This is a genomic window from Bacillus inaquosorum KCTC 13429 (assembly GCF_000332645.1).
Classification (GTDB): Bacteria; Bacillota; Bacilli; order Bacillales; family Bacillaceae; genus Bacillus; species Bacillus inaquosorum.
Map to the genome: position 1 here is coordinate 319705 of NZ_AMXN01000001.1, position 11918 is coordinate 331622.

The 11918-nt window shown below is 44.5% G+C and carries 13 protein-coding genes; 5 read left to right on the forward strand and 8 right to left on the reverse strand.

The window, feature by feature from the left end:
- Positions 1–37: 37 nt before the first annotated feature.
- From mbl to BSI_RS21920, 3 genes are all read right to left on the reverse strand, one after another.
- On the reverse strand, positions 38–1039 hold the full coding sequence (mbl, locus tag BSI_RS19175; RefSeq protein WP_003227776.1) for a cell shape-determining protein Mbl: 1002 nt from the start codon (positions 1037–1039) through the stop codon (positions 38–40).
- A gap of 178 nt (positions 1040–1217) precedes the next feature.
- A complete protein-coding gene (gene spoIIID / locus BSI_RS19170; RefSeq protein WP_003221804.1) occupies positions 1218–1499 on the reverse strand; it encodes a sporulation transcriptional regulator SpoIIID in 282 nt (93 codons plus the stop codon).
- Between the two features lie 14 nt (positions 1500–1513).
- Complete coding sequence (locus tag BSI_RS21920; RefSeq protein ID WP_080010888.1) at positions 1514–1624, reverse strand: protein usd; 111 nt, start codon at positions 1622–1624, stop codon at positions 1514–1516.
- 224 nt (positions 1625–1848) lie between these two features.
- Between BSI_RS21920 and BSI_RS19165 the strand changes: the two genes are divergently transcribed.
- Positions 1849–2262 (forward strand): MarR family winged helix-turn-helix transcriptional regulator, encoded by a 414-nt coding sequence (locus BSI_RS19165; RefSeq protein ID WP_003235672.1) that lies wholly within the window; start codon positions 1849–1851, stop codon positions 2260–2262.
- 21 nt (positions 2263–2283) lie between these two features.
- On the forward strand, positions 2284–3474 hold the full coding sequence (locus tag BSI_RS19160; RefSeq protein WP_003235675.1) for an MFS transporter: 1191 nt from the start codon (positions 2284–2286) through the stop codon (positions 3472–3474).
- A gap of 81 nt (positions 3475–3555) precedes the next feature.
- On the opposite strand, the gene BSI_RS19155 is transcribed toward BSI_RS19160, so the two are convergent.
- The 5 genes from BSI_RS19155 to BSI_RS19135 all read right to left on the reverse strand — a co-directional run bounded on the left by BSI_RS19155 (position 3556) and on the right by BSI_RS19135 (position 9282).
- Complete coding sequence (locus tag BSI_RS19155; protein WP_003235677.1) at positions 3556–4962, reverse strand: right-handed parallel beta-helix repeat-containing protein; 1407 nt, start codon at positions 4960–4962, stop codon at positions 3556–3558.
- A gap of 103 nt (positions 4963–5065) precedes the next feature.
- Complete coding sequence (gene pucI, locus BSI_RS19150; RefSeq protein WP_003235679.1) at positions 5066–6538, reverse strand: allantoin permease; 1473 nt, start codon at positions 6536–6538, stop codon at positions 5066–5068.
- A 170-nt stretch (positions 6539–6708) separates the two neighbouring features.
- Positions 6709–8067: an MFS transporter gene (locus BSI_RS19145; protein ID WP_003235680.1), complete on the reverse strand. Its 1359-nt coding sequence runs from the start codon at positions 8065–8067 to the stop codon at positions 6709–6711.
- Positions 8067–8636, reverse strand: a complete 570-nt coding sequence (locus BSI_RS19140) for an isochorismatase family protein (RefSeq protein ID WP_003235682.1) — start codon at positions 8634–8636, stop codon at positions 8067–8069. The genes BSI_RS19145 and BSI_RS19140 overlap by 1 nt, the downstream gene beginning before the upstream one ends.
- Before the next feature lie 184 nt (positions 8637–8820).
- Positions 8821–9282: a hypothetical protein gene (locus tag BSI_RS19135; RefSeq protein ID WP_003235685.1), complete on the reverse strand. Its 462-nt coding sequence runs from the start codon at positions 9280–9282 to the stop codon at positions 8821–8823.
- A 276-nt stretch (positions 9283–9558) separates the two neighbouring features.
- Here BSI_RS19135 and amtB point away from each other — a divergent pair, with 276 nt between their 5' ends.
- The 3 genes from amtB (at position 9559) to bcrC (ending at position 11896) form a co-directional block, all read left to right on the forward strand.
- The gene (gene amtB, locus BSI_RS19130; RefSeq protein ID WP_003235687.1) at positions 9559–10773 is read left to right on the forward strand and encodes an ammonium transporter AmtB; all 1215 of its coding nucleotides are present in this window, start codon (positions 9559–9561) and stop codon (positions 10771–10773) included.
- Positions 10774–10784: 11 nt separating this feature from the next.
- Positions 10785–11135 (forward strand): P-II family nitrogen regulator, encoded by a 351-nt coding sequence (locus BSI_RS19125; RefSeq protein ID WP_003221829.1) that lies wholly within the window; start codon positions 10785–10787, stop codon positions 11133–11135.
- Between the two features lie 179 nt (positions 11136–11314).
- The gene (gene bcrC, locus BSI_RS19120) at positions 11315–11896 is read left to right on the forward strand and encodes an undecaprenyl-diphosphate phosphatase BcrC (protein ID WP_032731668.1); all 582 of its coding nucleotides are present in this window, start codon (positions 11315–11317) and stop codon (positions 11894–11896) included.
- Positions 11897–11918: the final 22 nt, after the last annotated feature.

The following is an 11918-nucleotide window of genomic DNA, read 5'->3' on the forward strand; positions in this document are numbered from 1 at the left end:
AAAAACCCCATTCTTTTTCAGAATGAGGTTTGTGAAATCAGCTTAGTTTGCGTTTAGGAAGCTTGTCCATATTATCAAGCATGACACCTGTGCCGATGGCTACGCAATCCATAGGATTTTCAGCGACGAGGACCGGTACCTTCAGCTCTTCAGCAAGCAGCTGGTCAAGGCCGTTTAAGAGTGCGCCTCCGCCAGTAATAATAACGCCGCGGTCAATAATATCAGCGGAAAGTTCAGGCGGTGTTCTTTCAAGCACTTGTTTCGCAGCCTGCACAATAACAGCGACAGATTCACGAAGGGCTTCTTCAACTTCTTTACTGTTTACTGTAATTGTTCTTGGAAGACCGGAAACCATGTCCCGTCCACGAATGGAAATTTCTTCGTGACGTGCGTCTGGGAAAACCGTTGCGACTTTAATCTTAATATCTTCCGCAGTACGTTCGCCGATCAGCAGCTTGTACTCGCGTTTGATGTAATTTAAGATTTCCATGTCAAACTTGTCCCCAGCCATTTTAATAGAAGAGGAGGTGACAATATCGCCCATTGAAATAACCGCGATATCAGTCGTCCCGCCTCCGATGTCTACAACCATGTTACCGCTTGGCTGGAATATTTCCATACCCGCGCCGATAGCGGCAACTTTAGGTTCTTCTTCAAGGTACACATGTTTACCGCCGCTTTTTTCTGCAGCTTCTTTGATTGCTTTTTGCTCAACGGATGTAATATTCGTCGGGCAGCAAATGAGCATGCGCGGTTTTGAGAACAAGCCCTTTACATTCAGCTTGTTAATAAAATGCTTCAGCATTGCTTCTGTTACTTCAAAATCAGCAATAACTCCGTCTTTCAGCGGGCGAATCGCAACAATATTCCCAGGTGTACGTCCAACCATTCGTCTTGCCTCTTCGCCAACCGCCAGCACTTTGCCGCTGTTTTTATCAAGTGCTACTACGGAAGGTTCATTCAGAACAATTCCTTTACCTTTAACATGGATCAGTACATTTGCAGTACCGAGGTCAATACCAATATCCCTTGCAAACATCTATTTATATCCTCCTTGAAAATCTGTTTCACAGTAAATATCCACATTGTGCCCTAATTATATATATTATCATAAAATATAGAAAAAAAGTTGGAAGCGCATTAAGTTCTTTACAATTTTTTGCGGATGTTTTATGAACGATTTCAAGAAGACAATGCCAGCTGATGATAGCAGGTGATTATGATTGCTGAACAGGCTCTCCTTCGAGAATTTCATCTTTTTTATATTTGAGTTTTGTCGCTTCTCCTCCTCTTAAATGCCTGATGGATTTATGATAATCGAGTATTTCTTTCACTTCGTTTGCCAAGTCAGGGTTAATTTCAGGCAGACGCTCTGTTAAATCCTTGTGTACTGTACTTTTGGAAACACCAAATTCCTTCGCAATGACACGAACGGTTTTCTTTGTCTCCACGATGTACTTCCCTATCTTGATTGTTCGCTCTTTGATGTAATCGTGCACACCACTCGACCTCCCTAAAATGGATGTGAGAAGTGTGAAATGAGATCCGTATTCTGTAAAGAGTCATTCATTATGCCGCTTCTTCGTTGTATGGTTTTAAAAGTAAGTTTGTGAAATGTGCCCACGATCCCTCACCTCAAACACTCTCTTTGTTAGGTTTGTAACAGTGTATTAGCATTCTTTTGGGAATATGCTAAAAACTCAATAAGGACAAGGGGTGAAACGAACTTTTTCAGCTTCGGCAAACTATTTCGCGTCACTAAATTTTTATCTTTACATCCATTCAGCGCTCCTGTAAAATAAAAAAAGCAATTAGTTACTTAGGTAAGTTTTTTAGAAGGAGACCGAAATGACCTACGTCAACAGACACCTCATTCATCAAATCAACCAAAGCGCCCGCCTGATTGCCAAGAAAGCCAATGAACAGCTGGAGCCATTCGGCCTTTATTCATCTCAATGGTCAGTTTTATATTGTTTGCGTACGATCGGACCAATGACTCAAAAAGAGATTTGGTCCTATTTAAATGTGGAAGCGCCGACTGTAACACGGACGATCAAACGCCTGGAGGAAAACGGCTGGGTTCAGAGACGGCAAGGTGAAGACAAACGGGAAAAACTTGTTGTCCTCACAAAAGAAGCCGAGAAAAAATACGAAGAAATCAATGTGAAAATGCTGAAATTCGAGGAAGAACTGCTTGCAGATTTCCGGGATGAAGATAAGGAAGCTTTTTCTCATTTATTTCGCATGTTTTTACAACAATGAAAATAAGGAAGTGACATACATTTGAAAAAAGCGGATGCGATATGGACCAAGGATTTTATTATGGTCCTGCTTGTCAATTTATTTGTGTTTGTGTTCTTTTATACATTTTTAACTGTACTGCCGATCTATACGCTTCAAGAGCTTGGCGGCACAGAATCACAAGGCGGGCTTTTAATCAGCCTGTTCCTTCTGTCAGCAATCATTACACGGCCTTTCTCCGGAGCCATCGTTGAGCGTTTCGGTAAGAAAAGAATGGCGATTGTATCAATGGCGTTATTCGCCCTTTCATCTTTTCTGTATATGCCCATTCATAACTTTTACTTACTGCTTGGCTTGCGGTTCTTCCAAGGGATTTGGTTCAGCATTTTAACGACTGTAACAGGTGCAATTGCAGCGGACATTATTCCAGCCAAACGCCGCGGTGAAGGGCTTGGATACTTTGCCATGTCTATGAACCTCGCCATGGCAATCGGGCCTTTCCTTGGACTGAATTTGATGAAGGTCGTAAGCTTCTCTGTATTCTTTACAGCCTTTGCGCTGTTTATGGTTGCAGGCTTACTTGTTTCGTTCTTGATAAAGGTGCCTCAAAACCAAGACAGCGGCACAACTGTATTTCGTTTTTCGTTCTCGGATATGTTTGAAAAAGGCGCACTTAAGATTGCGACGGTCGGTTTATTTATTTCTTTCTGTTATTCAACTGTCACAGCGTATTTGTCTGTATTCGCCAAATCAGTTGATCTTTCGAATATTAGCGGATATTTCTTTGTTTGCTTTGCGGTGACAATGATGATTGCACGCCCATTCACAGGAAAATTGTTCGACAAAGTCGGACCGGGCATTGTCATTTACCCATCAATCTTGATTTTCTCAGTGGGGCTCTGCATGCTGTCCTTCACACATAGCGGCTTGATGCTTCTGCTTTCAGGAGCGGTTATCGGTCTCGGATACGGATCAATCGTTCCTTGTATGCAAACATTGGCGATCCAGAAATCTCCGTCTCACCGCTCAGGTTTTGCGACGGCAACGTTCTTTACCTTCTTTGACAGCGGAATTGCTGTAGGGTCGTATGTATTCGGATTGTTTGTAGCATCTGCCGGCTTCTCTGCCATTTATTTATCAGCGGGGCTGTTCGTTCTGATTGCTCTGCTTCTCTATGCGTGGAGCCAGAAAAAACCTGCTGAGGCTGAAGGAAAAGTGTCTATTGCAGAATAAATTTTAGACTGTCGGGATTTGCCGGCAGTCTTTTTTTCATTTAAAAAACGGCGCTCTCTTAGAGAACGCCGCTTATGGCAATTATTCAATGACCGGCCGCGCAGGTGAATCAGGATCTAACGTAAAGTCATAGGAATCTTCATCATGATACATCGGATCGGCATAAATGGATTGCTGATCGTTATTTGTTGCTTTTCGATACGACGAAAATGAATCGTATTCATTCTTTTTCCACATCCATATACCGTCTTGATCCGCTTCCTTATGGTACACGTTATGATTGACTGTATTGCCTTCATTTGCAGTAAAATCGTTTCCGATAAATAATCTGGAATCACTGGCCGTCAAAATATTCTTTTCGATTGTGTTGTTTTTCGTATCGTACTGCAGCAGCAGCTGTCCGCCATACAGCCCCTTTGTGTCATTCCGGTACATAATGTTGTGTGCAATCAGAGAATTGCTGGTGCCGCCCCGCTTTTTGTCGTATCCTCCGATTGAAATACCGGTGTAGGCATTGTTGTATACTTTGTTGTCTGTTATCTGAATATCATTTGCATATTTCCCTTTGTGTTCAGACGTTGCTTCAATCCCAATATCGTTATCGTAAACTGTGTTTTTCTTAATCTCGATGCTGTGTCCGCCATCGACATAAATCCCGCCCGCTGAGTAATCATCTCCATAAGCAGGATTTCCGTAAGTCGAGTTTTGATAAACCGTATTGTTTTCTACGACTCCGTTTCGCACGTAATCATTTTTGTCCGCGGTTCCCTCATAACCGATAAGGTCAATCCCGATGTTGTTATTGTTGCGGACCACATTGCCCGCAACGGTGAAGCCGTCAATATTTCCGTTTAGCACAACCGCTTCACTCGCTCCAAGCGTCAGATTCTCAACCGTATTGTCCTTGATTTGAATGTCTTTCATGCTGCCAGTTCCATAGACTGCGATTCCGTGGGCATTTCCTTCATCTGCTGTTGTCTTAATATCCCGGACATGATTGTTCTTAATGGCAATATGACTGCTGGAGCCTGATACATAAATCCCCATAGCAGTTGCTTCCTCAGATGAAACAGTAAGATCTTGAATCGTTAAACCGCTGATGGCAATGTCATGTTTATCGTGAATATGAATGAGCGGTGTCTCATATTCTGCGTCCGCAACGGATCCTCCGCTAATCACGACTTTTTCATTTTCATAGTTTCGGAACGTGATAGGCTTTCCGTCCGTACCGCTGTGCTTTACCTCAAGGGTTTCATGATACGTGCCTTCCCGAATCATGACGGTTGTGCCGGCGGCAGCCTCCTCTGAAGCATGTGCCAGTGTACGAAACGGCTTATCTTTCGTGCCTTCATTTTGATCACTGCCCTCTGGCGAAACATAGATGCAGTTCCCTTGCTCTTCCTCATTCGCTTTTGTCTTATCAAAAACAAAGGCAAGGATGACGGACGTTAACACACCTGCCAAAAGAATAAAATACAATTTTCTCATATTCGATTCCCATTTCGTTTTAGAATAATTTCTAAAACAATTATAAATGTTCTATTTATGGAAAACCATTTCAAAAATATGAAAATATACCGTGAGATAGATCTTATTCAGCCTGGCGAACCTGCTCAGATTCAAACGTCTCAATCACCGATGAAGCCGGAGGGTGAACACGCATCAGAACAATATAGAAAAGAAATGAAATCAGCACACCGACAAACCAGGAAATATCGTATAAGCTTTTCAATGCAGGAACATACATGCCAATCAGCGAGACCAGCGCACCCAAAATCGTGGCTGCAAATGCACGGTAATTATAGCCTTTAAAATACACATAACGCCCTGTTTCGGAATACAGGTCATCTACCGAGAGCTCCCGTTTGCGAATGATAAAGTAATCAGCCATCATCACGCCTGCCACCGGACCAAGCATGCCTCCAATTAAGCCGAGAAACGCATATACGCTTGTCGCGCTCTCCATCAGCTTCCACGGAACCGTAAATAAAGCGAGCAACGCAGTGATAAAACTGCCGCGTTTGAAATTAATATATTTCGGCAGGGCATTCGCTATATCATAAGCGGGCGATACGATGTTCGCGGCGACGTTTACAGAGATCGTGGCGATGCAGAGCGTAATCACGGACAATACGATGACATAAGGGTTATCAAACCTCGCCAAAATATCGACAACATCCCAAATCGGCTCGCCGAAAGCGACCTGTGAACCGGAAGTCACAGTAATACTGGCAAACGCAAACAGCGCGAAGGTTCCCGGCAAACCGTAAAATTGCCCTTTGATTTGCTCTTTTTGCGTTTCAGCAAACCGTGTGAAATCAGGGATATTTAAGATCAATGTCGCCCAGATGCCGATGATACCGGTAACCCCGGCAGCAAACGGCCAGAATGTTTCTGAAAATGTATGGAACTTTCCTGGCTGAGAATAAATTGGCCCCAACCCTCCGGCAATATCGACGGCCCACCATACCATGCCGCCAAAGACGACATACACTAAAGGACCTGCCCACACCTCAAAACGCTTAATCGATTCCATGCCGTGATGCAATACGAGTAAATGAATGGCCCAAAAGAATATAAAAGAAAGCAAACCTGACAAGTGAATGCCGAGAATGTTCCATCCGCCGCCAATTTCTCCCCAGCCCGGCCATATATTCAAAAGCAAAATGTTCAGCGCCGTGCTTCCCGCAAAGGTCTGAATGCCAAGCCACATGATCGCTGTAAACGCCCTTAGAAGCGCAGGGATATTCGCGCCGTATATTCCGTAAGAAGCCCGGATAATCACAGGAAACGGCAGCCCGTATTTTGTCCCCGCATGGCCGTTTAAGGCCAGTGCGCCAAATAAGATAAGCGATGCCGTAATAATGATCGCCAGCACCTGCCAAGGCGAAAGACCGATCGCAATTAACCCGCCCACCGTCGCGTAGGTCGGTATATTATGTATACATCCCATCCAAATAGAGGCAAAGTTCATTGCTTTCCATGTCCGTTTTTCCTGTCCTAAAGGCAGCAGATCTTCATTGCTCAGTTTGTTGGATTGATGCTGGCTCTCTTTTAGTTTCATAGCCGGCTCCCCTTTCAATATTGTCATATGTTCAGTTTTCTGACATTCGATGTCACTTAATATAACTGAAAAGTCAGACAATAACATTGGCTATGATATACAATTTTCCCGTTTCTATTTGAACAGTCTAAACAAGAAAAAGAGACAGACGCAGTGTCTGTCTCTTTTTCTCATGATGCAGTTTTCATTAATGCAGCAAATCTCACAGCCATAAACAGGCTCGCTCCGCCCGCTATGATCATGATGATTCCCATCATATCAAAATGGGCTGCCGTGATTTCCTTTCCAAAAAGAAGACCAAGGATCACCGAAGACAAAATCGACCCTAAGTAACGGCAGGTTTGAAACAGCCCTGAAGTCGTCCCTACCATGTTAGAAGGACTCGTTTTGAGCATTGCTGCCTGCAGCGCGACATTTCCAAGTCCGTACCCTATACCCAAGATTGATAGTATAAAGCCTTTCCCGATGACCTGAGCGTTGATAAAAAAGATGGTTAAGAGCACCGCTCCAGCCGTCATCAAAAGCGCGCCCGCAAAGATCGGCTTGACGACGCCTGATCGGTCGATCCATTTGCCCGTAATAGGTGACACAACAATGCTCATCCCTGACATAAACAGCATAAACAGACCGCTCATTTGAACAGAAAGATGCATTTCGTCTTGAAAATAACTCGGCAGCCCAAAAAATAAACAATAGAAGAAAACATTCAGTAAAATAAACTGAACATATACGGCTGACAGGTTTCGCTGCGTTTTAAACAGACGGACATCAATGAACGGTTTATCCGTTTTCAGCTCACGCCAGACAAAGGCACCGAGCAGAAGCACCCCAAGCACACCCTCAACCGCATGCGGCGACGTGCTGAACGAAAGCAGAAAGGATAGAAGCAAAATGATTCCTCCGGCAAATAAAACAATGCCAAGAATGTCGAGCTGCCGGATAATTGTTTTGATTCCTGCCCCTTTTTTCTGATCTTTCGGGAACATATACATGCCCAATAAGAAGCTGAGGATAATAAACGGCAAATTGACGATAAAGATCGCCGGCCAGCCGCCCCACACAATCAAAAAACCGCCGACTGTCGGCCCGAGCGCCGTCATGGCAGACGCAAAAATAGAGAGCACAGCCAAGGCTGATGCCTGCCGCTCATGAATATGACTCCGAATCAGCCCGACTCCCGACGGATAAATCGCACTGCTTCCTACCGATTGAAACAGCCGCATGATTAATAATGTCATAAATGTTGGCGCAAACGGTGCCCCGATGGCAGAAACCGCAACAAGAATGAGCCCAAATAAAAACAAGCGTTTCCGCCCGATCAAATCGCCGAGCTTTCCCGTTACAGGCTGAGCCACGGCACTCGCCAGGTAAAACGAGGAAATCAGCCAGGAAACCGTTGTAAACGACAGGTGAAACTCATGCTGGATGCTATGGAGCGCAAGAGAAATCATAGACGAATTCAGCGGATTCAGCATCGTTCCCGAAGCCACCGCTGTTAAAAAAACAGCACGGCTTTTTTTCGATATCATCATTTCACTTGCGCTAGAAATTCTTCCGTTGTCCGCGATTTACCGATTCTCGGAAAAATAAAGCGCAGTGTGGCTTCATGCTCTTCCTGGCTGAACGTGGACATGGCATCTGTAATAAAAATCTGCTGATAGCCAAGCTGGAATGCCTCGCGTGCTGTGCTTTCCACCCCGATGTTCGTCGCGATGCCGCACAATACAATCGTGTCAATGCCGCGGCGCCTCAGCTGTAAATCTAAATCCGTGCCGAAGAATCCACCCCACTGCCGTTTTGTGACAGTGTAATCTCCATCCTGCACACCAATTTCCGGAACAAATTCGGCCCAATCCGCAGGCATTTCCCCTGAACCGCCCTGCGCAGGCTCATCTGTTTGCGGCTTCAGCGCATCCGCTCCGTCATGAAAGGCTACATTCACAAAGCTGATGAACCCGTTATGTTTTCGAAATTCATCTACGAGCTTTTTCGCATTTGGGACAACCTGTCCGCTTTGATCTATCGGCACAATTCCTTTTTGCAAATCAATGATAACCAATGCTGTTTTTTGAAAATCAATGTTGAGTGTATTCATCATACGTCTCCTCCTGATGCTGTTAGTGTTTCTCACATTGCTTATTTTACTCTTCACTCTGCCTAAGTTCTTTTAGTATGGTTGTGAAATTCTCAGAAGGAGCGCTTTTCTTATGATTTTTCTTTTATGTAATAGTAACAGGTCGTGCATACGAACAAACCGGCAAGCACTGTAATCATAAGGGGTGTCATCGCTTCATCACCTGCCCGCCGTTTAACGGCTCCTGTCTGAAAATGCCCATGAATTTGCGGCGGTCCACCCAAAGCAGGATGAGACACATGACCATTAATATCGTGCTAAGATCCTGCACACCAATATTAAAACAATAGTTAATCAAGACGATGTTCACAATAATCGGCATAAAAACAACCGCCCCTAATGCAGCTGTTCTCGGAATCAGTAATAAAACAGCTGCAAGGATTTCACCGAAACCTATAAACAGTTCGTAAACATGAGAATAACCGAAAAATGTCCACGCAATGGTAAACCCCTTTTCAGCGGCTGCCTCAATTTCAGGCGTCACTTCGCCAAACTGGCCTATCACCACTTTCGCCAGGCCGTACACGAAAAAATTAAAGGCTAAAAACAATCGGAACGTCGCCGGAATCGATTTACTTACCGCTCTCCTCAGCCTGCCCCCTTTATTCATAACACATCTCCCCCCAGTGTATTATTTGAGTTAGTACACTTAATACAGTATAAAACATTCTAATCATTGTCAATTCTCTTTTCTGCTCATATGGATAGCTTCTTTTATAGATATAAAGTCTTATATCGCAAAAAATGCCGTTTTCCATTCTTTACATCCCTCGATAACATCCCCTAAAAAACCATGTTAGGAAATCTTACATGAAAATGTTTTATCATTCTTTTTTCTCTATAATGAAGAAATATAATAATTCTGAAAGATACGGAGGAATGAGACATGCAAATGGGCGATACAGTTTTTATGTTCTTTTGCGCTTTACTCGTGTGGCTGATGACCCCGGGATTAGCGTTATTTTATGGAGGAATGGTAAAAAGCAAAAATGTGCTGAGCACTGCAATGCACAGTTTCTCTTCCATTGCCATCGTTTCCATCGTTTGGGTGCTGTTCGGATATACACTTGCCTTCGCACCAGGCAATTCAATCATTGGCGGACTAGAGTGGGCCGGTCTGAAAGGGGTTGGATTTGATCCGGGAGATTATAGCGATACCATTCCCCACTCATTGTTTATGATGTTTCAAATGACGTTCGCTGTTCTGACAACAGCAATTATTTCCGGGGCTTTCGCAGAGCGAATGCGATTCGGCGCTTTTCTTTTATTCTCGGTTTTATGGGCTTCTTTGGTTTACACGCCGGTTGCGCACTGGGTATGGGGCGGCGGCTGGATCGGCCAGCTTGGCGCGCTCGATTTCGCCGGCGGCAACGTTGTTCATATTTCCTCCGGTGTGGCAGGCCTTGTTCTCGCTATTGTGCTCGGCAAACGGAAAGACGGCACAGCGTCTTCTCCGCACAACCTCATTTATACGTTCTTAGGCGGGGCTTTGATTTGGTTCGGCTGGTTCGGTTTTAACGTCGGTAGCGCCCTGACCTTAGACGGTGTGGCCATGTACGCTTTCATCAACACAAACACTGCCGCAGCAGCTGGGATTGCCGGCTGGATCTTAGTAGAATGGATCATTAACAAAAAACCGACGATGCTCGGAGCGGTATCCGGCGCAATCGCCGGGCTTGTGGCGATTACGCCGGCTGCCGGATTTGTCACACCGTTCTCTTCCATTATAATCGGCATCATTGGCGGAGCGGTTTGTTTCTGGGGTGTATTCTCACTTAAAAAGAAATTCGGATACGATGACGCACTCGACGCCTTTGGCCTGCACGGCATCGGCGGCACATGGGGCGGAATCGCAACAGGATTATTCGCGACAACCTCTGTTAATTCAGCGGGTGCGGACGGCTTATTCTACGGAGATGCAAGCTTAATCTGGAAACAAATCGTAGCCATCGCCGCCACTTATGTTTTTGTATTTATTGTCACTTTCGTTATTATTAAAATTGTAGGCCTCTTCCTTCCCCTTCGCGCAACCGAAGAAGAAGAATCACTTGGGCTTGACTTAACGATGCACGGGGAAAAAGCATATCAAGATTCTATGTGAGGAGTGACGCTATGAGCGGTCAAATGTTCAAGGTAGAAATTGTAACGCGTCCGGCAAATTTTGAAAAGCTGAAGCAGGAACTCGGAAAAATCGGGGTCACCTCTCTGACCTTCTCCAATGTTCACGGCTGCGGCCTTCAAAAAGCACATACGGAGCTCTATCGTGGGGTAAAAATAGAAAGCAATGTATATGAACGTTTAAAAATTGAAATCGTGGTTAGCAAGGTTCCTGTTGATCAAGTGACTGAGACCGCTAAAAGGGTCCTGAAAACAGGATCACCTGGTGACGGAAAAATATTTGTCTATGAAATCAGCAATACGATCAACATCCGCACCGGCGAGGAAGGACCTGAAGCACTGTAATTGTTTAGAAGAGATTCGGAACTCCGGATCTCTTTTTTTACGTATAGAAAAAACCCCCAGAAACGCTGTCTCCCCTTCGAATTCTCTTCAAGCGTCACGCATTTTAGCAAAGTCTTTTTTGATGTGAAACTTTTTATGAGTATAATGAGTCTATTATTAAAAATGTAAAAGGTGATTATTTGAATTACGAAATTTTTAAAGCTATTCATGGACTATCTCATCACAATTCGGTTCTCGATTCTATTATGGTCTTCATAACGGAATATGCCATTGTCGCCTATGCCCTTATCCTATTGGCAATCTGGCTGTTCGGGAACACGCAAAGCAGAAAAAATGTGCTTTACGCGGGCCTTACAGGAATTGCGGGTCTTGTCATCAACTTTTTGATTACGCAAGTTTATTTCGAACCGCGCCCGTTCGTTGCGCACACAGTGCATACGCTGATTCCGCATGATGCGGATGCATCATTTCCGAGTGACCACACAACAGGTGCGTTAGCGATTTCTATTGCGTTGCTTTTCAGAAACCGCAAAATCGGCTGGCCCCTTGTTATTTTCGGGCTTTTGACAGGTTTTTCGAGAATTTGGGTAGGGCATCACTATCCGGTAGATGTATTGGGCAGCCTTGTTGTCGCCATCATTATCGGGTTCCTATTCTTTAGATTTTCAGATCTGCTTCGCCCATTCGTCGATTTGATTGTGAAGATCTATGAAGCCATCATTAATAAACTGACGAAAAAACCAACCGATCAAAATTTCTAGAAAAGACAAAAGCCGGCGTCTG